Source organism: Neisseria elongata subsp. elongata (assembly GCF_900113545.1).
In the GTDB taxonomy this organism is placed as follows: Bacteria; Pseudomonadota; Gammaproteobacteria; order Burkholderiales; family Neisseriaceae; genus Neisseria; species Neisseria elongata.
The window spans coordinates 158,639-183,957 of sequence record NZ_FOPS01000002.1 but is presented as its reverse complement, the minus strand read 5'-3'; the positions used below and the strand labels follow the sequence as shown (position 1 = coordinate 183,957).

The 25,319-nt window shown below is 48.8% G+C and carries 23 protein-coding genes; 10 read left to right on the top strand and 13 right to left on the bottom strand.

Annotated elements, in window-relative coordinates:
• Positions 1-114: 114 nt before the first annotated feature.
• From BM261_RS02955 to BM261_RS02945, 3 genes are all read left to right on the top strand, one after another.
• On the top strand, positions 115-2,952 hold the full coding sequence (locus BM261_RS02955) for a valine--tRNA ligase (protein WP_074894966.1): 2,838 nt from the start codon (positions 115-117) through the stop codon (positions 2,950-2,952).
• Positions 2,953-3,030: 78 nt separating this feature from the next.
• Positions 3,031-3,267, top strand: a complete 237-nt coding sequence (locus BM261_RS02950) for an enterochelin ABC transporter (RefSeq protein WP_074894963.1) — start codon at positions 3,031-3,033, stop codon at positions 3,265-3,267.
• A gap of 127 nt (positions 3,268-3,394) precedes the next feature.
• Positions 3,395-4,348, top strand: a complete 954-nt coding sequence (locus tag BM261_RS02945; protein ID WP_074894961.1) for a D-2-hydroxyacid dehydrogenase — start codon at positions 3,395-3,397, stop codon at positions 4,346-4,348.
• Between the two features lie 118 nt (positions 4,349-4,466).
• Here BM261_RS02945 and secB read toward each other — a convergent pair whose 3' ends face one another.
• From secB to arsC, 5 genes are all read right to left on the bottom strand, one after another.
• Entirely contained in the window at positions 4,467-4,907 is a 441-nt protein-coding gene (secB, locus tag BM261_RS02940; RefSeq protein ID WP_049248645.1) for a protein-export chaperone SecB, read from the bottom strand.
• A gap of 87 nt (positions 4,908-4,994) precedes the next feature.
• Positions 4,995-5,255, bottom strand: a complete 261-nt coding sequence (gene grxC / locus BM261_RS02935) for a glutaredoxin 3 (protein WP_074894959.1) — start codon at positions 5,253-5,255, stop codon at positions 4,995-4,997.
• 130 nt (positions 5,256-5,385) lie between these two features.
• Positions 5,386-6,555 (bottom strand): methionine adenosyltransferase, encoded by a 1,170-nt coding sequence (metK, locus tag BM261_RS02930; protein ID WP_074895220.1) that lies wholly within the window; start codon positions 6,553-6,555, stop codon positions 5,386-5,388.
• A 291-nt stretch (positions 6,556-6,846) separates the two neighbouring features.
• Positions 6,847-7,431: a YdcF family protein gene (locus BM261_RS02925; protein WP_240317934.1), complete on the bottom strand. Its 585-nt coding sequence runs from the start codon at positions 7,429-7,431 to the stop codon at positions 6,847-6,849.
• A gap of 112 nt (positions 7,432-7,543) precedes the next feature.
• Complete coding sequence (gene arsC / locus BM261_RS02920) at positions 7,544-7,906, bottom strand: arsenate reductase (glutaredoxin) (protein ID WP_172459041.1); 363 nt, start codon at positions 7,904-7,906, stop codon at positions 7,544-7,546.
• Between the two features lie 141 nt (positions 7,907-8,047).
• On the opposite strand from arsC, the gene BM261_RS02915 reads away from it, so the two are divergent.
• The gene (locus tag BM261_RS02915; protein WP_003769515.1) at positions 8,048-8,521 is read left to right on the top strand and encodes a TlpA disulfide reductase family protein; all 474 of its coding nucleotides are present in this window, start codon (positions 8,048-8,050) and stop codon (positions 8,519-8,521) included.
• Between the two features lie 52 nt (positions 8,522-8,573).
• On the opposite strand, the gene BM261_RS02910 is transcribed toward BM261_RS02915, so the two are convergent.
• Complete coding sequence (locus BM261_RS02910) at positions 8,574-9,065, bottom strand: GNAT family N-acetyltransferase (protein ID WP_074894952.1); 492 nt, start codon at positions 9,063-9,065, stop codon at positions 8,574-8,576.
• 127 nt (positions 9,066-9,192) lie between these two features.
• Between BM261_RS02910 and BM261_RS02905 the strand changes: the two genes are divergently transcribed.
• Both BM261_RS02905 and BM261_RS02900 read left to right on the top strand, forming a co-directional pair.
• Positions 9,193-10,389, top strand: coding sequence for a phosphoglycerate kinase (locus tag BM261_RS02905; protein WP_074894950.1), 1,197 nt, complete (start codon positions 9,193-9,195; stop codon positions 10,387-10,389).
• A gap of 300 nt (positions 10,390-10,689) precedes the next feature.
• Entirely contained in the window at positions 10,690-14,727 is a 4,038-nt protein-coding gene (locus BM261_RS02900) for a pilus assembly protein (RefSeq protein ID WP_162817034.1), read from the top strand.
• Between the two features lie 294 nt (positions 14,728-15,021).
• Here BM261_RS02900 and BM261_RS02895 read toward each other — a convergent pair whose 3' ends face one another.
• Positions 15,022-16,347 (bottom strand): M23 family metallopeptidase, encoded by a 1,326-nt coding sequence (locus tag BM261_RS02895; protein ID WP_074894946.1) that lies wholly within the window; start codon positions 16,345-16,347, stop codon positions 15,022-15,024.
• Between the two features lie 167 nt (positions 16,348-16,514).
• Between BM261_RS02895 and BM261_RS02890 the strand changes: the two genes are divergently transcribed.
• The 4 genes from BM261_RS02890 to rpmE all read left to right on the top strand — a co-directional run bounded on the left by BM261_RS02890 (position 16,515) and on the right by rpmE (position 19,736).
• Positions 16,515-17,489, top strand: a complete 975-nt coding sequence (locus tag BM261_RS02890) for a hypothetical protein (protein ID WP_240317838.1) — start codon at positions 16,515-16,517, stop codon at positions 17,487-17,489.
• Positions 17,490-17,781: 292 nt separating this feature from the next.
• Positions 17,782-19,164 carry a Na+/H+ antiporter family protein gene (locus tag BM261_RS02885; RefSeq protein WP_074894944.1) on the top strand — a complete coding sequence of 461 codons (1,383 nt, stop codon included), beginning with the start codon at positions 17,782-17,784 and terminating at the stop codon, positions 19,162-19,164.
• Positions 19,165-19,383, top strand: coding sequence for a SlyX family protein (locus BM261_RS02880; protein ID WP_003769492.1), 219 nt, complete (start codon positions 19,165-19,167; stop codon positions 19,381-19,383).
• Between the two features lie 134 nt (positions 19,384-19,517).
• Positions 19,518-19,736 (top strand): 50S ribosomal protein L31, encoded by a 219-nt coding sequence (rpmE, locus tag BM261_RS02875; protein WP_049248635.1) that lies wholly within the window; start codon positions 19,518-19,520, stop codon positions 19,734-19,736.
• Positions 19,737-19,891: 155 nt separating this feature from the next.
• Here rpmE and BM261_RS02870 read toward each other — a convergent pair whose 3' ends face one another.
• The 6 genes from BM261_RS02870 to pilB are packed head-to-tail and all read right to left on the bottom strand — an operon-like array spanning position 19,892 to position 25,271.
• Complete coding sequence (locus tag BM261_RS02870) at positions 19,892-20,086, bottom strand: DNA gyrase inhibitor YacG (RefSeq protein ID WP_049253000.1); 195 nt, start codon at positions 20,084-20,086, stop codon at positions 19,892-19,894.
• Positions 20,083-20,844 carry a cell division protein ZapD gene (gene zapD, locus BM261_RS02865; RefSeq protein WP_074894942.1) on the bottom strand — a complete coding sequence of 254 codons (762 nt, stop codon included), beginning with the start codon at positions 20,842-20,844 and terminating at the stop codon, positions 20,083-20,085. The genes BM261_RS02870 and zapD overlap by 4 nt, the downstream gene beginning before the upstream one ends.
• A 14-nt stretch (positions 20,845-20,858) precedes the next feature.
• On the bottom strand, positions 20,859-21,488 hold the full coding sequence (gene coaE / locus BM261_RS02860; protein WP_256205701.1) for a dephospho-CoA kinase: 630 nt from the start codon (positions 21,486-21,488) through the stop codon (positions 20,859-20,861).
• Positions 21,461-22,333: a prepilin peptidase gene (locus tag BM261_RS02855; protein WP_074894938.1), complete on the bottom strand. Its 873-nt coding sequence runs from the start codon at positions 22,331-22,333 to the stop codon at positions 21,461-21,463. Before BM261_RS02855 ends, coaE begins: the two co-directional genes overlap by 28 nt.
• Positions 22,334-22,343: 10 nt before the next feature.
• The gene (locus BM261_RS02850) at positions 22,344-23,567 is read right to left on the bottom strand and encodes a type II secretion system F family protein (RefSeq protein WP_049248630.1); all 1,224 of its coding nucleotides are present in this window, start codon (positions 23,565-23,567) and stop codon (positions 22,344-22,346) included.
• A 24-nt stretch (positions 23,568-23,591) separates the two neighbouring features.
• The gene (gene pilB, locus BM261_RS02845; RefSeq protein ID WP_074894936.1) at positions 23,592-25,271 is read right to left on the bottom strand and encodes a type IV-A pilus assembly ATPase PilB; all 1,680 of its coding nucleotides are present in this window, start codon (positions 25,269-25,271) and stop codon (positions 23,592-23,594) included.
• Positions 25,272-25,319 lie beyond the last annotated feature (48 nt).

Genomic DNA, 25,319 nt, shown 5'->3' with positions numbered 1-25,319 from the left:
CTATAGGTCGTTTGCGCAGTATTTGTCAAATACGGGGAAGCGGCCTCCCCCTAAAAATTCCGTTATAATCTCTGTCTTTTATCTTTAATCAACCAATTTTTCAGGTAGCCTCCGATGCTCGACAAATACAATCCCGCCGAAATCGAATCCAAACACTATCAAAACTGGGAAACCCAAGGTTATTTCCAGCCCGATATGGATTTGACCAAACCGTCTTTTTCCATCCAACTGCCGCCGCCCAACGTAACCGGTACGCTGCACATGGGTCATGCCTTCAACCAAACCATTATGGACGGCCTGACCCGCTACTACCGCATGAAAGGCTGCAACACCGCCTGGATTCCCGGCACCGACCATGCTGGTATCGCCACGCAAATCGTGGTCGAGCGTCAGCTTGCCGCGCAAAACGTGTCCCGTCATGACTTGGGCCGCGAAAAATTCTTGGAAAAAGTGTGGGAATGGAAAGAAGTTTCCGGCGGCACGATTACGCAGCAGATGCGCCGTGTGGGCTGTTCCGCAGACTGGACGCGCGAGTATTTTACGATGGACGACGTGCGCGCCGAAACCGTGACCGAGGTGTTCGTGCGCCTGTATGAGCAAGGCTTGATTTACCGCGGCAAACGCTTGGTGAACTGGGATCCCGTGCTCGGCACGGCGGTATCGGATTTGGAAGTGGAAAGCGTGGAAGAACAAGGCTCTATGTGGCACATCCGCTATCCGCTGGCGGACAATCCTGCCGAAGCCGTTATCGTGGCGACCACCCGCCCTGAAACGCTGCTGGGCGACGTTGCCGTTGCCGTCAATCCTGAAGACGAACGTTATACCCATTTGATTGGCAAGGAATTAATCCTGCCGCTGACCGGTCGCACCATTCCCGTGATTGCCGACGAATACGTTGAAAAAGACTTCGGCACAGGCTGCGTGAAAATCACGCCTGCGCACGACTTCAACGACTACGAAGTCGGCAAACGCCATGACACGCGCTTGGTTAACGTGTTCGATTTGGAAGCCAAAGTGCTGGCAAACGCCGAAGTGTTCAACTTCAAAGGCGAAGCGCAGCAAGGCTTTGCCCTGCCTGAAAAATACGCAGGCTTAGACCGCTTTGCCGCGCGCAAACAAATGGTTGCCGATTTGCAGGAACAAGGCTTGTTGGTCGAAATCAAAGCGCACACGCTGATGACGCCGAAAGGCGACCGTACCGGCTCAGTGATTGAGCCGATGCTGACCAGCCAATGGTTTGTCGCCATGTCCGCGACACCGAACGGCGGCGAGCCTGACAGCGAATTCAAAGGCTTAAGCCTCGCCGAAAAAGCCAAAAAAGCCGTCGACAGCGGCGCGGTACGCTTCATCCCCGAAAACTGGGTCAATACCTACAACCAATGGATGAACAACATCCAAGACTGGTGCATCTCGCGCCAACTGTGGTGGGGCCATCAAATCCCCGCGTGGTACGACGAAGCAGGCAATGTTTACGTCGCCCGCAATCAGGCGGAAGCCGAAAAACAAGCCGGCAAAACAGGCTTGACCCGCGAAGAAGACGTATTGGACACATGGTTCTCCTCCGCGCTCGTACCGTTCTCCACACTCGGCTGGCCGTCTGAAACCGACGAACTCAAAGCCTTCCTGCCGTCCAACGTCTTGGTCACCGGCTACGAAATCATCTTCTTCTGGGTGGCGCGCATGATTATGATGACCACCCACTTCACCGGCAAAGTACCGTTTAAAGATGTGTACATCCACGGCATCGTGCGCGACCACGAAGGCAAAAAAATGTCCAAATCCGAAGGCAACGTCATCGACCCCGTCGATTTGATTGACGGCATCGACTTGGACAAGCTGCTGGTAAAACGCACGACAGGCCTGCGCAAACCCGAAACCGCGCCGAAAGTGGAAGAAGCCACGAAAAAACTCTTCCCCGAAGGCATCCCCAGCATGGGCGCGGACGCATTGCGCTTCACCATGGCGAGCTACGCCAGCTTGGGTCGTTCGGTCAACTTCGACTTCAAACGCGCCGAAGGCTACCGCAACTTCTGCAACAAAATCTGGAACGCCACCAACTTCGTCTTGATGAACACCGAAAACCAAGACTGCGGCTACGGCGCAACCGCCACCGAACCGCGCGGCTACTCCTCCCCCGATATGTGGATCATAGGCCGTCTGAATCAGACCATCGAGCAGGTTACGCAAGCCTACGAAACCTACCGCTTTGATTTGGCTGCGGAAACCCTGTACAGCTTCGTATGGAACGACTATTGCGACTGGTATCTGGAACTCGCCAAAGTGCAGCTCCAAACTGGCTGCGCCAGCCGCCAACGCGCCACACGCCATACCTTATTGCGCGTACTCGAAGCCGCCCTGCGCCTGCTGCACCCGATTATCCCGTTCATCACCGAAGAATTGTGGCAAACCGTCGCCCCCATGTGCGACGCCAAAACCGCCGACAGCATCATGCTCGCCCGTTTCCCCGAAGCCGACCGCGAACAAATCGTTCAGACGACCTTCGAGCAAATGGCCGTGTTGCAGGATTTGATTGGCGCCGTCCGCAACCTGCGCGGCGAAATGGGCATTCAGCCCAACGTGAAAGCCCCGCTGTTTGTCGAAAGCGCGGACGACTTGGCGGACTACCTCAAATACCTGCCGATGATGACTCGCCTGACCGAAGCACAGCAAGTCGCCGCCCTGCCCGAAAGCGAAGACGCCCCCGTCGCCGTCTGCAACGGTGCGCGCCTGATGCTGAAAGTCGAAATTGACAAAGCCGCCGAAACCGCCCGCTTGAGCAAAGAAGCCGAGAAGCTGCAAAAAGCCTTGGACAAACTCAGCGCCAAACTCTCCAAACCCGGCTACACCGAAAAAGCCCCCGCGCATCTGGTGGAAAAAGACAAAGCCGATTTGGCGGAGTTGGAAGACAAAATGGCGAAAGTGCAAAATCAGTTGGCGAAGTTGAAAGACTGATTGTTGATTGAATAAGCAAAAGGCCGTCTGAAAACCTGAAACCAGGGTTTTCAGACGGCCTCATCAAACGGAAATCAAATGATGGACTTCATCCACCCTATATTGATCATCGCAACCATCGTCGCTATTGTCGTACTCCATATTCACACCTGCTTCACCGAAGCCGTCCACCTCAACAAATGGCGGCCGTGGCTGATTATTGTACTGTTGATTCTGACCGGCACTTGGTTTATCTATTTTGTCAGCCGTACCGCGCTGATGAAGCTGGGTGTCCAGCTGGTGCTGATTGCCGGCCTTGTGATTTGCGTCTCTTGAATATCCGCCTGCGGCAAAATACCCGCAAAGGCCGTCTGAAAATGCAGCTTCAATGCCGTTGCAACTTTTCAGACGGCCTTTTGCCGCCGTGCTATAATCTTCCGCCCCATAGAACAGAAAACAGCATATGACCCCTTGGAAAATCGCCGTGCTCGACCGCGCCACGCTGGTGTCCGAACCCTTTGCCTTCAACTTCCCCGCCGAAGTGATGGAATATCCGTCCACGCGACCGGAAGAAACCGCCGCCCGAATCGCGGGGGCGGACGTTGTCGTTACCAACAAAGTCGTCATCACGGCGGAGCACATCGCCACCAACCCACAGCTCAAGCTGATAGCCTTGGCGGCGACGGGCGTGGACAACGTGGACACCGCCGCCGCCAAAGCCGCAGGCGTTACCGTGTGCAACATCCGCGCCTACGGCAACGAATCGGTGGCGGAACACGCCTTTATGCTGATGATTGCGCTGATGCGTAACCTGCCTGCCTACCAGCGCGACATCGCCGCCGGCATATGGGAGCAATCGCCGTTTTTCTGCCATTTCGGCGCGCCGATGCGCGATTTGTACGGCAAGACGCTCGCCATATTCGGGCGCGGCAATATCGGCAAAACGCTGGCGGGCTATGCGCGCGCCTTCGGCATGAACGTGGTGTTCGGCGAACACAAACATGCCGAAAACGTCCGCGAAGGCTACGTTTCCTTCGACGAGGCCATCCAAACGGCAGACGCCGTTTCGCTGCACTGCCCGCTCACGCCGCAAACGGCAAACATGATAGGCGAAACGGAATTGCAGCGCATGAAGCCCGGCGCAGTGTTGATTAACTGCGGGCGCGGCGGCCTGGTGAACGAGCAGGCTTTGGTTGCCGCGCTGAAATACGGCCGAATCGGCGGCGCGGGTTTCGACGTTCTAACCGAGGAGCCGCCGCGCAACGGCAACCCGCTGCTCAAAGCCCGCCTGCCCAATTTAATCGTTACGCCGCATATGGCCTGGGGCAGCGAGGAAGCACGGCATCGGCTGTTTGCCATTTTGCTGGAAAACATCAACCGTTTTGCAGCCGGGCGGCCGCAAAATGTCGTGGCTTGACCGTGTTGTTTTTCACCGTTTCCCCGCAAGGGCTGCTTGGTAAAAAATCGCTTTGAATGAAAAGGCCGTCTGAAAACCCGTTTTAAAGGTTTTCAGACGGCCTTTCAGTATGCGGGAATCAGGCGTTGCCTTCCTCTTGCTGCTGTTGATACATAGACTCGAAGTTAATCGGGGCCAGCAATACGGGCGGGAAGCCGGCGCGGGTGATTTCGCTGGATACGGCTTCGCGGGCATACGGGAACAGGATGTTCGGGCAGGCGACGGCCAGCAGCAGTTTTTCGTCTTCTTCGGGGATGTTTTCCAAACGGAAGATGCCGCTTTGGGTAACTTCGTTCAGGAACATCACGCGCTCGTCGTTCAGCTTGGCGGTTACGGTTACGGTTACCGATACATCGTGAAAGTTGTCTTCCAGTTTTTCGCTTTGGGTCGCAACGCGCATTTCAACGTTCGGCTCGCCCTGTTCCAGGAAGATTTGCGGTGCGTGCGGCACTTCCAATGACAAGTCTTTGACATATAGTTTTTCAATGCTGAAAACGGGTTGCGCTTGTTGTTCGCTCATAATTGCTCTCGCTTAGTTTAAAAGGCCGTCTGAAAACGGCGGGTGGGTCGGACTGCGGCAGGCATCGCGCCCGGCCGCAGAAGTAAATCATTTCCTTTGCAGCAGCTCCGTCAGCCTGCCCGCGTTGTGCAGGGCGCGCAAGTCGGTAAAGCCGCCGACATGGGTGTCGCCGATGAAAATCTGCGGCACGGTACGGGTGTTGGTGGCGCGGCGCATGGCTTCAAACGCTTCGGGTTCGCTGTCGGCGCGGATTTCGCGGATTTCGGTAACGCCCAGCTGTTTCAACAGGGCTTTGGCCATGTTGCAATACGGGCAGTAAGGGCCGGAATAAAGGGTAACTTCGGGCATATGCGGCTTTCGTATCAAACAGGCCGCCATTATGGGGGCGGGCCGTGGGATTGCAAGGGGCGCGGCGGCAAAAGGCCGTCTGAAAACGCCTCCGCCTGTTTTCAGACGGCCTTTTGCCGCATCAGGATGTTTACAGCCCCGCTGCCGCTTTCAATGCGGCCGCTTTGTCGGTGCGCTCCCAAGTAAATTCGGGCTCTTCGCGGCCGAAATGGCCGTATGCGGCGGATTTGCTGTAAATCGGGCGCAAGAGGTCGAGCATTTGGACGATGCCTTTGGGGCGCAGGTCGAAATGTTCGCGAACTAAGGCAATCAGTTTGTCTTCACTGATTTTGCCTGTGCCGAAAGTATCGATGGAAATCGAAGTCGGTTCGGCAACGCCGATGGCGTAGGAAACCTGAATCTGACATTGGGTTGCCAAACCTGCGGCAACGATGTTTTTCGCGACATAACGGCAGGCGTAGGCGGCGGAACGGTCCACTTTGGACGGGTCTTTGCCGGAGAACGCGCCGCCGCCGTGCGGAGCTGCGCCGCCGTAGGTATCGACGATGATTTTGCGGCCGGTCAGACCGCAGTCGCCTTGCGGGCCGCCGATGACGAAACGGCCGGTCGGGTTGATCAGGTATTTGGTTTCGGCAGTCAGCATTTCGGGCGGCAGAACCGGTTTGATGATGTGTTCGATCACGGCGTTTTTCAGCTCTTCGTAACCGATAGACGGATCATGCTGGGTGGACAGGACGACGGTGTCGATGCGTTTTACTTTGCCGGTTTCGCTGTCGTAAACCACGGTCAGCTGCGCTTTTGCGTCGGGACGCAGCCAAGGCAGGCGGCCATCTTTGCGCAATTCGCTTTGACGCTGCATCAGGCGGTGGCTGTAATAGATGGCAAACGGCATCAGGGTCGGGGTTTCGTCGCAGGCGTAGCCGAACATCAAACCTTGGTCGCCCGCGCCTTGGTCCAGGTCGATGCCTTCGCCTTCGTTCACGCCTTGGGCGATGTCGTGGGATTGCTGGTCGTAGTACACGCCGATTGCGCAACCGTTGGCATCAAAGCCCAGCTCGGACGAGTTGTAGCCGATGCGTTTGATGGTTTCGCGTGCGACTTTGATGTAGTCCACATGGGCAGTGGTGGTGATTTCGCCAGCCAACACGCACAAACCGGTGTTTACCAGGGTTTCCGCCGCGACGCGCGCTTTGGGGTCTTGCGCCAATACGGCATCCAGGATGGCATCGGAAATTTGGTCGGCCACTTTATCGGGATGGCCTTCGGAAACGGATTCGGATGTGAAAAGGTATTCGCTCATGACTGTCTTTCTTCGGCAGGCCGTGTTCAGGCGGCCTATTTGTCTGGTGAGGCCGTCTGAAAAATCTTTTTCCGTTTCAGACGGCCGGGAAACGGGCAAAAAAATACCCGCATTCAAGCGGGATTCGGATTGCGCCGTTCTGTTCGAACGAAGCCACATCGGCCTTTTTTTCGCGGCCGTCCACCTTACTTTACCTGTCAAAACCGTAAAAGCAGGTTGGCATGGAAATCCCAACTCTTAATGCGGGGCGGATGGTAGCAAATTCGGCCGCCTGCGGCAAGGCGGTTTACTTTAACCGCCCAGTCCGGCAAACGCCATCAGGCCGTGCCCGACACGCCAGATGTAGTAGCCGGACAGTAAAAAGGTTTCGCGCAGCCAGAATTTGATTTTGTCGGCGCGGTCGGTGTAGCGCGTGGTCGGTGTGGCCGACAGTTCGGCCTCCATCCCTAAGTCTTCGGCCATCACTCCGGCGCGCGCCAGATGCAGCGGGTCGCTGACAATCACGTTGTTTTGCAACCCTTGTTCGTTGAGCAGCGGGCGGATGTTGTACAGGTTTTCGTAAGTGGTGCGCGAGGTTTTTTCTACCAGAATGTCGTGTACCGGCACACCCTGCCGCACGGCGTAACGCATACCCACTTCCGCCTCGCTCATAAAGCCCGGCTTTATCGCGCCGCCGGTAAACGCCAGTTTGCGCACTTTGCCGCTTTGGTAGAGCACGATAGCGTGGTTGATGCGTTCGCGGAACACGGGCGAGGGGCGCGAATCCCACGCCGCCGCACCCAGCACCACCGCCGCGTCACCACTGTAATCCTGCGGCAGTGCGGCAGCCCCCGAACGATACACCTGCACGCCGCAAAATACGGGCAGCATGATCATGAGGACGATGCTGATTTTGATGCCGCGCCACAAATAAGCCCAAAGCGAGCGGTGTGCCGAAAACGGGCGATGCAAATCCTGTTCCTTTCCTGAATCCGTTTTTTCAGACGGCCTATTCTCCCGCCAGCAAAGCCGCAATATTTTCCGTCGGGCGGCCGATGGCGGCTTTGTCGCCCAAGACGGCAATTGGTCTTTCCAACAGGGCGGGATGGGCCGCAATCGCGGCGAGCAGGGCTTCATTGTCCAACGACGGATCGTCCAGTTTCAATTCGCGGTATAAATCGTCTTTCACCCGCATCATGCCGCGCACGTCAGCCAGACCCAGCTTGCCGAAGATTTCGCGCAGTACGGCGATGTCCGGCGGCGTGTCGAGGTAGCGGACAATACGGGTTTCTACGTTTTGCTGCGCCAGATAGTCAGCGGCGGCGCGGGATTTGGAACAGCGGGGATTGTGATAAAGGGTAACGGCGGTCATCATCATTTTCCGTGAAGGTTGGGAATAAGGCGTATTGTAAGCCCGCGCGGGGTTGTCGGCAAAATTTGCCCGCACTCAAACCCATCTGCCGGGAAAGGCTTATAATGGCGGCGTTTAGACCCAAACCACGGAGTATCCGCCATGAATGCCAAACTGACCGCCCTGCTGCTTGCACTGACCGTACTGCCCGCCGCTGCTTCCGACCTGGTTTCCTTCCCCGACGGCAAACCGCAGGACTTGAACAATCTGAAAGCCCCCGTCCGCATCATCAATTTCTGGGGTTCGTACTGCAAACCCTGTGTGAAGGAAATGCCAGAAATGTCGGCCTGGTATAAAAAACAGAAAAAAGGCAGCATCGATTTGATCGGCATTGCCATCGATCGTAAAGAAAACCTGCCGCCCTTCCTGAAAACCACGCCCGTTTCCTATCCGATCTGGCACTACGCGGGCAAAGACAACCGCAGTTTCATGAAAAATCTGGGCAACAGTGTCGGAGCCTTACCGTTTACCACTGTAGAAGCGGTGAAGTGCGGCAAGAAAGAGGCCATACTCGGCGGCGTTGACAGTAAAAAACTGGATGCGGCCGTACAAAAAGTACGCGCCGAATGCAAATAAAGGCCGTCTGAAAACCATTTCAACGGACGGGTAAGGCTTTGAAACCTGACTTTCAGACGGCCTCCCCTTCCCTACCGCCCAAACACAACCGCATCACCGACACAATTTCCCCGTTGTGCCGACGCGTTTCGATTTCGCGCCAACCGTATTTGGCGTACACGGCCTGCACGTCGGGCGTGTAGAGGTAAAGTTCGGGCAAGGCCATTTCCCGCGCCTGTTGCAGCGCGTGTTCGATTAAACGCGCCCCAATGCCGCACCCGCGCGCTTCGGGCAGCACGAACACGTCGCCCAGCCAATATTCGTATTGCGGCAATTCGGCAATGTCGTGCCGCTTCAAAGCCGCCGAACCGAGCAGGCGGTTTTCGCCGTCCACCGCCAGCCAGGCCAGCGGCAACCCGCCGCCGTCCAAGCAGCGGGCATAATAGGCGCGGATTTTCTCCATTTCGCTCCACGGCGCAAAGTCGCGCCATTCGGCGTGCAAAGCAAGAGCCAGTTGTCCGATGTGCCGAGGGCAAGCCGCCAGCGGGATGATGCGGGTTTGCATGGGTTTTTCCTGTTTCAGGCCGTCTGAAAAACGGGATTATAGCTTTTCAGACGGCCTTTACGGCTTCCAAACGTCGGCGGATAATCAACGCCTTCATACCATTTCCAACTTTCACAAAGGATACATCATGGCATTTCTGAAACTGACCGAACAAAACGTGCAGGGCAAAACCGTCCTCATCCGCGCCGATATGAACGTGCCGTTCAAAGACGGCAAAATCAGCGACGACACCCGTATCCGCGCCTCGCTCGCGTCCATCAAATACTGCTTGGACAACGGCGCGTCCGTTATCGTGATGACCCACTTGGGCCGTCCGACCGAAGGCGAGTTCCACCCCGAAGACGATGTCGCGCCCGTTGCCGTGCACTTGGGCGGCTTGTTGGGCAAAGACGTGAAAGTATTGAACGACTGGCGTGAAAACAAACCCGCCCTGAACGCGGGCGATGTCGTCATGCTGCAAAACGTGCGCATCAACAAAGGCGAGAAGAAAAACGATTTGGAACTGGGCAAAGCCTATGCCGCCTTGTGCGACATGTTCGTCAACGACGCGTTCGGCACCGCCCACCGCGCCCAAGCCTCGACCGAAGCCGTTGCCCAAGCCGCGCCCGTTGCCTGCGCCGGCGTATTGATGGCGGGCGAACTCGACGCTTTGGGCAAAGCCCTGAAGCAGCCCGCGCGCCCGATGGTGGCAATTGTCGCCGGCAGCAAAGTGTCCACCAAGCTGACCATCCTCGAATCGCTGGCGGACAAAGTCGACCAACTCATCGTCGGCGGCGGCATTGCCAACACCTTCCTCTTGGCGGAAGGCAAAGCCATCGGCAAATCGCTGGCGGAACATGATTTGGTGGAAGAATCCAAAAAAATCATGGCGAAAATGGCAGCCAAAGGCGGCTCCGTACCGCTGCCGACCGATGTCGTCGTTGCCAAAGCCTTTGCCGCCGATGCCGAAGCGGTCGTGAAAGACATTGCCGACGTTGCCGAAGACGATATGATTTTGGACATCGGCCCGAAATCCGCCGCCGCACTTGCCGAACTGCTCAAAGCCGCAGGCACCATCGTTTGGAACGGCCCGGTCGGCGTGTTCGAGTTTGACCAGTTCGCAGGCGGCACGAAAGCCCTTGCCGAAGCCATCGCCCAAAGCAAAGCGTTCTCGATTGCGGGCGGCGGCGACACGCTGGCGGCGATTGCCAAATTCGGCGTTACCGACCAAATCGGCTACATCTCCACCGGCGGCGGCGCGTTCCTCGAATTCTTGGAAGGCAAAGAGTTGCCCGCCGTAGCCGCTTTGGAAAAACGCATCCAAAATATCGACAGCGCAAAGTAAATATATCCACAATTTGATGGCAATATCTTTTGAGGCTGTTCCAAATATTGCTTACGAAATTTGGTAAATACTGATTACCTCAACGAGATAAAGCCAGCTCTATTGATGAATAGTTGCTGTATAAATAAAGAATGCTCAATTATTTGTTATTCAATGAGCGTATTTTTGTTTCCCTGTCATTATGACTGGGTTATAATCTATAAGTAGTAAACTTCTGATTTTATTATTGGAATAAATTTACTTTTATTAACCGGATTTAAACTAAGGGAAATGTCTTTTACTAACAATGGAAGTGTCAAAATGAAAACACCTGAGAGAAAACAAATCTTTAAGCCTACTGTATTGGCATTAGCCATGATGGGTATCAACTTGCCCGTTCAATCTGCAACGGTACCAATTAGTAACTTGCCGCTTACAGGGGTAGATGTTCAATATTCACCTAACATTACTCTTACTCCGTCAGTAGAACATCCAACTGCAGGTGCGGCCTACTCTAGTAATGATTTTATGTGGGCAGATTATCCGACACTTAGAGTGGGAACAGGTGAAGCACGGTGGGAAAACCAATGGAAAACCTATTATCTAGGTTATTTTGATAATACTAAGTGCTATAAATTTTCTGACCCTCATAATTTTAATGGGCATTTTTATGTCTCCTCAAAAGCCACTACTGATGCACAAGGCCGAGTTGGTCTGTGTAGTGGCAATGATGAAGAATATAGTGGCAACTTCTTGAATTGGGCCACCATGTCCGCTGTAGATATTTTCCGCCACGCATTAACTGGAGGAAATCGAGCATACGGGATAGGTAGCAGCCCATCTAACTATCAAGCAGGTGATACTCCAAGCAATACCTTCTTACGTCGTGCTTTTGTTCACCCCACAGGGCAAAATGGTATAGAGCATTATCGGTTGAAATTAAGGGCCATTGACTTGGGGGGAAATGCAAAACCAGCTGATTTTGCATTCCTAAAACGGATTATCCCCGGCAGTATGGTAGATTCATTTTTGATACCCACTACTGCACCGGGATGGGGTTATCCGCTGGGCTTCCACAATTTAAATAGTGGGCAGCCTGTTTCCCCTACTGCCCAAGCTCGGTGGGCAAACAAAATTTTCTTCTACAATAAGGGATTTTCTGTCCAAGCTGTGATATATGGCTCCGACGGTGCTTTGTGGTTTCAAAATCGGGGAGGCATAAGTGATACTAAGACTCAAAATCCACAAATTAAAGATAAAGTACGGAAGGCAATGAATGCTATCAGGGGAACTCCTAATATGAATTATGGAGCTATGCCGGTAGTGGTCAAAGCTTGTGATGAGAAATTTGGCATTTCTGATATTCCTAAAAACTGTCGACGGTATAACAATTCCTATAAACCGGAAGGTTTGATGCAGCAGTATGGCCGTGGCAACGGACCGGATAGTCGACCTGCACGCTTCGCTGTATTTAGCTATCAATTGGCAGAGGGTAACAATGTCAGTGGTGGCGTACTACGTGCCCGCATGAAATACTTGGATCGTACGCAACAAGAAGGTTCTGTGGTTTATGGTCAAGAATGGGATCCAACCTCTGGTGTATTAGCTGTAAACCCAGATACTTATGATGCAAATCAAACAGGGGTTGCCAACAGTGGTGCCATTAACTATATCAACCGATTTGGTGACTTTGGCAGTTACAAAGGTTACGATACTGCAGCTGAGTTATTTTATACCGCTCAACGATATTTACGTAATAAAGGCATGCCATCGTATTATGAACAAACTCAGCGTACGGCAGGCATCAATCCAACTACGGCTGACGGATTCCCGATGATTTATAAATGGGATGATCCACTCACGCGAGGCTTGTCATCGCCTACTGAAGCTCAGTGCCGCTCTAATACCATGATCTTGATTGGGGATACTTTTACTCATGATGAAAAAGATTTACCAAATTTCGTTCCAACCAGTGGCGTTAAAGATGATAATGAAATTCAGACGGCTGATATTCTTAAGAAAATTCTAGATCAAGAAAAATTTAAAGGTTTGGGTGCGGATTCATGGAATTTAAATCGTGGGTCAGGTGCAGGAGGAGGAAAAAAAGATTATTCTCCTGCGGGGATTGTTGCATTAGCATATTGGGGAAGAACGAATGATATTCGTCAGGATATTAAAGGAACTCAAAATATCAATACATTTATGATTGATGTTTTAGAAAATGGTCAGGGACGGTTTGAAGCCAATAATTCCAGCTCATTAGGTAATGCCTATTACTGGGCCGCGAAATATGGTGGGTTTGACTATGCACCAGGCTCCGTGGAATGGCCAAATCAATCTAGAGACAGCTGGACAAAAGATGCACCAGGCTCAAGTAGCAGCCCTACTCTTTTCCCTGACGGAATACCGAATAATTTTGCTTTAGGCAATAGCCCTGAAAGTATGGTTGACGCCCTAAATAAAGCTTTTGTATCTGCAAACAGTTATAAAGATCCATCACAAGCGGCCATAGCAATTAATGACTATGAAGATTCCGTTGTTGATGTTGCAACAGGAAGCACTATGGCGATACAGGCCATCTTTAAGGTTAAAGACCTTGCAGGTGATCTAATTGGTAAACGGCTTGGATTATCAGGAGGAAAACTTACTTTTATTCCTGAGTGGCGTGCTGCAGACCTACTGAATAATTCGTATCATAACAATACTGGAACATGGATAAATCGTAAAGTATTTACAAAAGCACAAAATGGCTTAACTGTTCAGTTTACTCCGAACAATTTAAGTGCTTTTGAGAGTACCTTAAAGGAGCAAGACTCTTCACTTGATACGGCAAGTTTGACTAAATATTTATTAGGGGATAGTACTCAAGAAGGTAGTGTATGGAGAAAGCGTAGCAGCTTAATGGGTACAATTATCAATTCAACGCCTAGTACCATCCTCAAACCTAAACGAATTCCAAATGGTTGCACATACAGCGATTCTACTGTAATGAACCGTTCTGCTTATTATGCCGTAGCTGCAAATGATGGGATGTTACATATACTTGATCATAATGGTGTCGAGAAAATGGGGTATATTCCCAAATCTGCACTACCAAAACTACATAATTTTGCAAAACTTGGAGCCGTACATGAATACATAAATGATGGCTCTCCTATCACTGCAGAAGTATGTTTTGGATCCGAAGCTAAGTCGCTTCTAATCGGTACTACCGGTCGGGGAGGATCTTCTATATATGCGTTGGATGTTACAAATTTAAGTAATCCTAGCGCATCAAATGTATTGTGGGATTTTTCCAATAAGGATGATAGCGATTTAGGATTAACAGTTGGCCAACCTGCAATTACAAAAAATGGATCCGGCACTCCATTAGCTATTTTGAGTAGCGGATACAATAATGTCTCAGGAAAAGGGTATTTATATATTCTCAATGCTCAAAATACAAACTCGTGGGTTCAAAATAGTAATTACTGGAAGATACCTTTAGGTTCTAGTGGAGTAGGCGAGCCTTTTGTATATGATGATAATAGTGATGGAATCCCTGAAGCAGTCTTTGTTGGAGACAATGAAGGAAAAGTCTGGCGTATTAATTATGATCAGGCATCTAACACTTGGAGTAATCCTTATGGTACAAGTCCGTTATATTCACCATCCAGCTCAAACTCTCCAATAACAGGAGCTCCCTTTGCTCAAAAAGTTGGGGGACGTCTGTATGTGGTTGTTGGAACTGGTCAGTATTTCTCTCTATCGGATATTGCATCAAATGTCCAAAATTATGCTTTAGGGTTATTTGCTGATATGGGTCCTATAACAGAAACTGATTTGTTACAACAATCTGTAAATAGTACTGGTACTGAGGTAAATGCTATTGTTAGCACAACAGAAAAAACATTAGAACAAAAACTTTATACGATTACGACCAATCCTTTGACTACTGCCCATAAGGGCTGGAAACTTAAACTATTGCCTGGTCAATCTATAGTTTCTGCTTCAAACATTCACCGCAATCGTGTTGCAACTTTTACTGCTGTGCGCTCTATTGCCAGCTTAGAAAGTAATGCATGTGGCTTTAATGGTGCAACTGCACGGATTGCTGTTGACTTAAAAACAGGTGGTCAGTTTAACGAAAAAATATTTGATACAAACAATGATGGCAAATTTGATGAAAACGATAAACTTGGAGGTATGATTGAAGCTTCAAACATTTTAGCTCCTAAATCCAAAACAGTTGATATGATGATTAATGGCAAACGTGTTACGGTTACTTTTTATTCAGGAGATAATGGTTCATTTCATATGACAATGAATCCTTTACGATTGAATTCAGTTCGTCGTATCTCGTGGCGTGAAATCTTCTAAATTTAGTTTTTAAATCACTATTCAAAATATTTAGCTTCAAGCATAAGAGGAATGTAAAACATTCCTCTTATGCTTTTGCCATAACTGCAAACTCTATATATCTTAAAGTGTGGGGCTGCTCTAGATAATTAGGACAGCCTCTTAGAATTTATCATCATAGCGCAATCTATATGATCTCAAGTTGCTACGACGCTTCATACAAATATTGAGAAGGCCGTCTGAAAACACTGTTTCAAGGAAATTAAACCCTTGATTCGTGATTTTCAGACGGCCTTCGTCACTGCCAAAATCCAATCAATAAAGCTGCGCCACCGTAACCGGCAAATCATGAATGACCGCCATTGTGTCTTCAGCTTTCTGCCGTTGCCGCAGGAAAGAAGCCAAATGGATTTTTTCCATTTTCGGGGTCGGCAATGCCACTGTAGTTGGATTGACATGCTGACCATTAATCCGTGCTTCATAATGTAGGTGTGGACCGGTAGAGCGGCCAGAGGAACCGACAAAGCCGATGACTTCTCCCGCCTTCACATGGCCTTTTGAGGGAGAGAAAGCACTTAAATGGCCATATAGCGTTTCTACTCCGTTGCTGTGCAGCAGCATTACAGTATATCCGTAGCCGCCTTTCCAACCTTTGAAGGTAAGCGTACCGTCGGCCGGCGCATAAACCGGCGTGCCGGGCGGGGCGGCATAGTCTATGCCTGTGTGCATTTTAACGGTATGCAGCACGGGATGGACACGGATGCCGTAGGGTGAGGAAACGCGTGTATAGTTTTGCAGCGGCATAAAGGCAAAGCCGTTCAGACTGTCGGACTTCAACGGCTCACCGTCATAATCATAATAGCTGCCGCCCTCATCGCCTTTGTCGTAGTAGTAAGCCTGATAGGTTTTACCGCCTTTTACAATTTCCACCGCCAAGATATCGCCTGCCGCCATTTCCTGTCCACGGAAATACATGCTGTTGTACAGCAGGCGTATTTGATCGCCCTCTTTCAAATCGTCCAAATTGAATTGTTCGCTGAAAATATCGCGCAGCGATTCACGCAATTCGATGCCTACGCCTGCTTGCGCCAACGAACCCTTGGCGGAGGTGCGGACAACGACGGATTTCAGTGTCGGCAGGGTTTTCATCTCGATTTCTGATGCGCTCGCCTGCCACTCTCCTTTGATTTTCCCGATGGCAATCAGGTTTTTCTCGCCATTATCGTCATCGTTAAAAAACTGGATGGCAGCCGGCCGATTGCTGCCGTCCATTAAAACACTGATGGTTTGCCCCGAACGAAGCCGTTGTAATTTCTTGTCGACACCGCCGTCTTCGCCATTGCCTTTCAAGGCATTGGCAATATCCGTATCGCTCAAGCCGTAGCGCGACAGCATGGTATACAGCGTATCACCTTCTTGAGCCGCTTCTTCCAGCCAATATCCCGCCCGATTTTCGACATCGGACACTTGAATCGGCGGCAGCTCCTTCACAACGACTTCGGTTTTAAACAATTCGTCTTGCCTGGGCGGAGAAGTTACGGCATAAGCCGTCATTGCACCCGATACGGGCAGCAGTATACCCAGCAGCGACCAGCGGACGGATTTACGCTGCAAAAAACGATGGGAAAAAATCTTTTTCATTGCTTCATTTTTCCGTTTCAGACGGCCTGATTCGCCATCAGGCACAAAGCCTTACAAACAGATTTTCATTTATCTTCAAACGTTTCAGTATACTATAAATCCTCATATAAATCCTCATTATGCGGAAAAAGCGCGTAAAATAACGCTAATCCGAACAATGCCGAACCATGATGAATCTGACCCTTGCCATCCCTTCATTGAACAGGCCGTCTGAAAGACCTGTACCGTTCGATACGCCCGGCCTTAACGCACTGCTGCGTTTCGGACACTTTACTTCATTGCCCGCCGAAACATCTGTTTTTTATGCACGCCATCTTTGGCGGGGCAGGCCGGAAATTTCGATATTGGCCGAACTGGGGCTGTCCGCAGACACGCCCTCCCTGCTGGCCGCACCCGTCTGTCAGCAAATGGGCATGAATCAGGCGCATCTCGCATCCGGCCGCGCCTTGTCGGTAACAGCGCAAGAGGCGGCGCAGTGGTGCGCTGGATTGAACGATTTTTTTTGTGAGGACGGTTGGCGGTTTTACCCGTTCAAACCCGACTTATGGCTGCTGACCTTGCCAAAACAGCCTGACTGGCAAGTTCCGTCGGTTCTGGATATGCTCGGGCAAGCTGACGGGATGGAGCGGATGGAACGGTATGCCGCACCGGATTGGCTGTCCAAGCAAACGGAAATCCAAATGTGGCTGCACGCCCATCCGCTCAATGCCGCTCGCACAATGCCGGTTAACGGCGTATGGCTGTGGCCCGGGCATTCGGACGGGCAAGCCGAAGCCGGCTTTACCGCTACGGACAGCAGTTGGCTGCTCCGCCCCGGCCTGCCGCACGATGCCGCGCCCTACGACTGGGCGGCATTCGAAGCCATGCTGGAGGAATGCGGCCAACAGATTTCAGACGGTCTGATTTTTCTGGATGATTTGACCGTGTCCGTGGCGGCGGATGATGAAGAATCGTATCGCCAACTGCTGGCCGATTGGGATGTCCGTTTTTTCACCCCCATCCGCCTCGCCCTGCAAAAAGGCCGTCTGAAAAACCTGACGCTGACCACAGACGGCGAACACGGCGGCGTTCTGAATATTAGAACCAAAGCCGAACGGGCATTTTGGAAACGGAAAAAAGTCTTTACCGGCACTTTGCGTTAATACACCGCGCCACACAAAGGAATGACCAAATTCTCGACACCCCTATACGGCAATCCGTCACAAAAGGCCGTCTGAAAACGTGCTTCAATAAAGTTTCAATCGTTTCAGTGCAAGCAAAAACTGAAGTTACTTTTCAAACTTTGTTGCAGCCGGGTTTTCAGACGGCCTGATGCTTGGTGTTTTTGTATGCTTATGTTAATATTTGAAAATGTTAACAATTAGGCCGTCTGAAACCGCTTGGCGCATCGTCAAACCATTCGGCAATGAGGAGTGAAAGATGTTATTAAGCATAATGGGGACGCCCAATGCTGTCGTAATCGCCGTAATCGTCATGTTGGCATTGTCACTATCGCGCATACATGTAGTGCTGAGTTTGGCAATCGGCGCGTTTGTCGGCGGACTGGTGGCAGGAATGCCGTTGGCAAATGTAACGGACATATCGGGAGAAGTGACTCAACCCGGCATTATTTCCGCTTTTAACGAAGGCTTGAAAGGCGGGGCGCAAATCGCGTTGTCGTATGCGATGCTGGGGGCTTTCGCAATGGCAATCACCCACTCCGGCCTACCGCAACAATTGGCCGGCTCGATTGTCCGCCGCCTGAATCAAGGACAAAACTCTCAAACCGGGGAAAAAGCGGTCAAATGGCTGTTGTTGTCCATCATCTTGGTCATGGGTGTCATGAGCCAAAACGTCGTCCCCATCCATATCGCCTTTATCCCGATGATTGTGCCGCCGTTGCTGCTGGTATTTAACCGCCTGAAAATCGACCGTAGGCTGATTGCCTGCGTCATTACCTTCGGCCTGGTGACCACCTATATGTTCCTACCTTACGGATTCGGCGCAATTTTCCTCAACGAAATCCTGTTGGGCAATATCCGCACGTCGGGCATGGAGGTGAAAGACATCAATGTCATGCAAGCAATGGCCATCCCCGCTTTGGGTATGGTGGCAGGTTTGCTGCTGGCTTTGATTCATTATCGCAAACCTCGTCTTTATCAAACCAATGATATCGATACGGTCGATCATCAAAAAGCGGCCGAACAACCGCAACCTTCCGCCTACCGCAGCATGGTGGCGGCAATAGCGATTGCCGTCTGCTTCGCCATACAGTTGAAATACAAAGATGCGCTGGTTTTAGGGGCAATGGTCGGTTTCGCGGTATTCATGATGCTCGGCGTCATCAATCGGAATGCCGCCAACGATGTGTTTGGCGAAGGTATTAAAATGATGGCGATGGTCGGCTTTATTATGATTGCCGCCCAAGGATTTGCGGCGGTCATGAAAGCAACCGGCGATATCCAGCCTTTGGTGGAAAACAGCATGGCGATGTTCGGCGGCAACAAAGGCATGGCGGCATTTGTCATGCTATTGGTCGGCCTGCTGGTCACAATGGGCATCGGCTCTTCCTTTTCCACCCTGCCGATTATTACGGCGATTTATGTACCTCTGTGTATCAGCCTCGGCTTTTCACCATTGGCAACCGTAGCCATTGTCGGTACTGCCGGCGCATTGGGTGATGCAGGCTCCCCCGCATCAGATTCGACCTTGGGTCCGACCATGGGACTGAACGCCGACGGCCAACACGACCATATCCGCGACTCGGTTATCCCCACCTTTATCCACTACAATATCCCGCTGATGATTGCCGGCTGGATTGCCGCAATGGTGCTGTAAATGGAAGAACTGACGCAACGCATTACCGAACTGGAAATTCAGACGGCCTTACAAGGCGAACTGATTGACAGCCTGAACGACACTGTTGCCCAAATGCGGCAAACATTGGATTTGCAACAAGCTCAACTCAAGCTGCTGTATCGGAAAATTCAAGATAAAAACCAAGACGGTAATCAAGAGCCGTATAGCCTCCGTGATGAAGTCCCACCGCACTACTAACCGAAAACAACCAATGGGCAAAAGATAAAAAACTTGCCAAAACAAACCATTTAGGCCATAATCCGCCGCCTTCCCGAAAGGGATATTTTGAAGCACAGGCACATCCCCTGTGCCCGCCAACCAAAGGAATTAAAATGAAACAAAATACTCATCCAGATTATCATGAAGTTAATGTTACTTGCTCTTGCGGCAACAAATTTGTAACCAAATCTTCAATGGAAAAAGAAAACTTCAATATTGAGGTTTGCTCACAATGCCACCCGTTCTACACCGGAACCCAAAAAATCGTAGATACAACCGGTCGCGTAGACAAATTTAACCAAAAATTTGGCAACATGTTCAAACGTAGCTAATTTTCTGAAAAAGAAAATAAAAAAGACTGCATTGGCAGTCTTTTTTATTTTTAGATTAAACTAAAAAATTGGGGTAAACAATAAAACCTGAAGCGGCATGAATAAAACAAGAAAGATATATTCAGAATTTTATTTACCAACTCTAGGGAATTTACTCAACCTGTTGCAGTTCCAACAAAAAAATCTTCCTGATCACTCATCGTTACACGATAATCCTCATCAGCCCAGGCACCCAAATCAATATTTTTACAACGTTTACTGCAAAAAGGCCGATACGGGTTGGCTGAAGACCACTCTGAAACTATGCCGCAACGCGGACATTTTACTTTTCGCATATCGGCCTCCATCATTCCACCACCGGATCAAAACTGCTCATAATCATTTTAAACCGTATATCCTGATCAAGCTGAGAACCTCTGAGGCGCTCATCTGATACGGCTAGAAAGCGTATATGGGTAAAATACTTATTGGCAGAAACTTCCGGTATCGCCCTGTCTGCTTCATCCACTTCTATGCTCAACATATGAATATTCTGCGCCAGACTAGGATGTTGATAATTACCATGCTTCGCGAAGCAATTTACTGCCCGCGAATTTTTTCGCAAGATGCTCAACAATACGGAAATGGCATCATAAGTAGGCATTAACGTACGAATCCAATTCTGCAAATCGGCCTTACGTTCCTCAAAAGGCCGCTGCTGCCAATAATAATAAGACGGCACATCAAACGGGCTGGTCCCTCCAGGTACAAGCATGCGCTGTTTAATCGCCATCAACCATTCATTTTCACGCAAATGCTGGCCAAACTTTTGCTGTATCCCCAAAAGTCCTTGCGCAACCTGTTTCAAATCTTCCTGCAACAATAATGCGGATTGCCGATCACGGTTCTGCGCCATCATTTGCTTTTGACGTTCCAATTCCTGCAAAATATCCAGTTTCAACTCGGCACGGGCCGCACACTCCATGATGTCAAACAATGTGGCTAACGCCAAATGATGTGCCCAAACAGAATCGCTGCATACAATCTCATCTTGGAAACGCTTAAACAAATATTCAATCCGCAAAAAGTTACGAACCCGTTCTGACAAAGGGTGTTCGAAAGTAATCATCTCAATATCCGTTTCTAACCATTAAAACAAGATTGATAATACTGATTCAGACGGCCTATCTTATGCGTCAATTCATCCTTGTTTCCATTATTCAAGATAATCTCATTAGCCATCCAATACCTTGAGCTATTCTCGCTCTGTGCCGCAATAATTTTTCTAACCTCTGATTCTGACAAATTGCTTCTAGCCATAACACGATTTATTCTGATTGATTCATCCGTATCTATCAGTAAAACATGCTGAACAAGTGTCTGAAATTCCTTTTTTTCTTGCAGCAAAGGAATTTCAATGACTCCATATGGTTGTTGTTGATATAACAATTGCCGATTCTGAATTTCTTCCATAATCAAAGGCAACATCATATTTTCTAAATCCTGCCTTGCACTACTGTCTGCAAAAACCAATTGCCGCATCACTGCACGATTTAACTGAGCCCCCATAAAAACTGACTCGCCAAAACATTTCCGTATCAAAGGCAACGCCTTGCCATTCTCCCCCGTCAATTCTCTGCTAACCGCATCCGCATCCAGCACAGGAACACCCAAAAACGAAAATTCGGCAGCGGCCTGTGATTTTCCGCTGCCGATCCCACCGGTTAAACCAATCCAAATCGTCACTATGCCAACCCCGACTGGTGCAACCACCAATTTACCCCAGCAATCACTTTATCATAGGCAATAAACACTACCCATCCAGCAATAGCTAAGCTGGGACCGAATGCGATAGGCTGACTCTTCGCAACTTTCATAACTACGGCAGCCAGGATGCCGATTATTGCTGCAACAAGGACTATTATAGGTAATACCAAACTACCCAACCACGCCCCTAAAGCTGCTAACAATTTAAAATCCCCACCACCGATTCCATCTATACCGCGAATCGTTTTATGTATTTTATTCAACAACCATAAACTTAAATATCCAAATATGGCTCCTAAAAGGGATTGTTTCAAATCCACCAATCCATTCCCTGTAGAATTAACCAACAATCCCAACCAAATTAAAGGATTAGTAAGTTCATCAGGTAAATATTGAGTATCTGCATCAATGAATGTCAACGCTATCAAAATTGCGGAAAAGATAAAACCCGCTAAAGTGATCCAAGACCATCCATAACAGACTGCAACAATGCCGAATACACAAGCAGTCAAGATTTCAATCAATGGATACCGCAAACTGATATGATCGTGGCACTTATGGCATTGTCCCTTCAACAAAATATAACTTAGCACGGGTATATTCTGCCAAGGCTTTACCGAGCTTCCACATTTTGGACATCGTGATGCCGGTTTAGTTAAACTAAATGGCTCTTTTTCGTCATCAGTTAAAGCAATATTTAGGTGTGTCTTTGCGAAAACAGTCCACTTGCGCTCCATCATAACAGGAATACGATAGATCACTACATTTAAAAAACTGCCCACTAATAAACCAAAGACAACAGCTAACTGAACAATCCAAGGAGCATAAGCTTCATTTATCCATGCATGCATCTACAAGCCTTTACCCGATAACATTGCCTATATTGAACAGAGGTAAATACATAGCAACCAACATAGTACCAATAATACTTCCTAGAACCACCATTATGATAGGTTCCATCAAAGAGGATAATTGAGAAACTGCAGTATCTACTTCTTCCTCATAAAATTCAGCTGCTTTATTTAGCATATCATCTAGTGATCCAGACTCTTCACCAATAGCTGCCATTTGTAGGACCATATTAGGGAAAAGGCCAGTGTTCTGCATCCCCGATGTTAATGACATACCTTGATTTACCTGTGATTTAATTGAAATAGTAGCCTCTTCATATAAAATATTACCTGAAGCGCCAGCAACTGAATCCAATGCCTCAACTAAAGGAACACCTGCAGCAAACAAACTAGCTGTCGTCCGGGCCCATCTAGCAATAGTGGCCTTTCGTACAATATCGCCGAAGATTGGCATTTTAAGTACTAGCATATCTACCCTTTTCTGCAGCTCAGGTGAATTTCGATGTAAATGAACAAATCCAACAACTAACCCTATTAAGACAATAATTACAATCCAGCCATATTCAACAAAAAAATCTGATGCACTCATTAACATTTGTGTCAATCCTGGCAATTCAGCACCCATATCTTTATAAATCTTACCAAATGCAGGCAAGACATACATCATCATTACAATAACCAATATAACCGCCACTGCAACAACGGCTATAGGATAAGTAAGAGCCGATTTAACTTTTTTCTTGATGGACTGAGTTTTTTCTTTGTATACAGCGAGCTTATCTAACAAATGTTCTAACACACCACCAGCTTCACCTGCAGAAATTAAGTTACAATAAAATTTATCAAAATACTTGGGATGCTTTGCAAATGCAGCCCCCATCGAAGACCCCTGCTCCACATCGCTGCGTATAGCCATCAACAACTGAGTCATCGAAGGATTAACATGCCCTCTAGCAACAATCTCAAAAGCTTGCATTAAAGGCAATCCAGCCTTCATCATAGTAGCGAGTTGTCGAGTAAAAACCGTAATATCTGCTTGAGTAATTCGCTTCTTACGGGTGGCTTTTACTTTAGTCACACGAGTAGGTTTAATTCCTCTACGTAATAATTTTTTCTTCGCCTCATCCTCATTAGTCGCAACTACTTCACCACGTACAATCTGTTCACTTTGTGTATGTTTCCCTTCAAAAGTAAAACGATGCCCTTTTTCATTTTTTGCTTTATTTATCTTCATTTTCCCAATCCATACTTGTCTAAATTAATCATTGGTATGAGCTAATACTTCTTCTAGAGAGGTAATACCGCTCATTACCTTCAATAAACCTGCTCGACGTAGATCTACCATTCCCTCTTGATATGCCATTTTTTGAATATCTACTTCTGTTCCACCTTCCATAATCACTCTTTGCATTTCATCTGTAATTGGCATTACTTCATATACACCAGCACGCCCCTTATAACCTTTACCTCTGCATGTATCACAACCTACCGCTCGATACATTGTCCAATCTTTAGCTAAATCTTCATCTGAAAAACCTGCCTTTCTCAAGGCATGCTCAGGAGGTCTTTCCATTGGTTCCTTACAATTTGAACACAATCTACGCAATAACCTTTGCGCCATAATGAGACTAACGGAACTGGCTATATTAAATGGTGCAACACCCATATTCAACATACGAGACAATGTTGCAGGAGCATTATTGGTATGCAATGTAGAAAACACCATATGCCCTGTCTGCGATGCTTTAATAGCAATATCTGCAGTTTCCAAATCACGAATCTCACCAACCATAATAATATCCGGATCTTGGCGCAGAAACGATTTTAGTGCAGCAGCAAAAGTTAACCCTTGTTTGTCATTTACATTTACCTGATTAATTCCAGGTAAATTAATCTCTGCAGGATCTTCTGCCGTAGAAATATTTACCCCTTCAGTATTTAGAATATTCAAACAAGTATACAGCGAAACAGTTTTACCAGAACCTGTAGGCCCAGTTACTAAGACCATCCCATACGGTCGATGAATTGCCTCCAATAATAATTCTTTTTGGAAATCTTCAAATCCAAGCTGATCAATATTCAATGATGCTGCATCCGAATTAAGAATACGCATCACAACTTTTTCACCAAACAACGTTGGCAATGTACTCACACGAAAATCTGTGGGTCTACCATGTTTAGAAAAAGCAATTTGGATGCGTCCATCTTGAGGAATTCGTTTTTCAGAAATATCTAATCTTGCCATCACCTTAATACGTGACGCCAATTGCCCACGTATTGCAACAGGAGGTTGCACAACTTCTCGCAATTGCCCATCCACACGGAACCGCACACGTGCCATCTGCTCATAAAACTCAAAATGGATATCAGAAGCACCTGCATTTAATGCATCAGATAAAGTTTTATGAATAAATCGCGCAATAGGCCCATCCTCGGCCTCTTCATTATCAATGTATAGTGATTGCGATGCTCCAACATCCAACTGATCTTGGGACATCTCACGCAAGATAGTAGTAGATCTCTGCCCCAGCCACTCAACTAACGTCATCAACTGATCATGACGAACAATCACCAAATCTATTGAAAATCCGGAAGAAAGAACGACTTTTTGAAACTCTTGAATTCTAGTTGGATCTGATACCGCAAGGAATATCTTATTACCACGCTTAAAAATAGGAACACACGCATTAGCCTGCATTTGTTCTTCATTTAAAACATCTTGCACGATATTACTACGTGGATAGTAACTCAAATCAAGAACAGGGTAATTGAACATCCCCGCTAACAATTCTGCCAACGCCTTGGGATTAACTATCCCGTCAGCAAACAACATAGCAACAATATCTTTATTATCTTTCAATGCTTGTTGATAGCGTCCAGCTTGTTCACTGCTGAGGGTTTTATTCTGAACCAAAACCCTTAATAATCCCATACTCATAAAATTTAACCTATCAAAATTTCCCTACTCCAAAAACAATTATTTAAG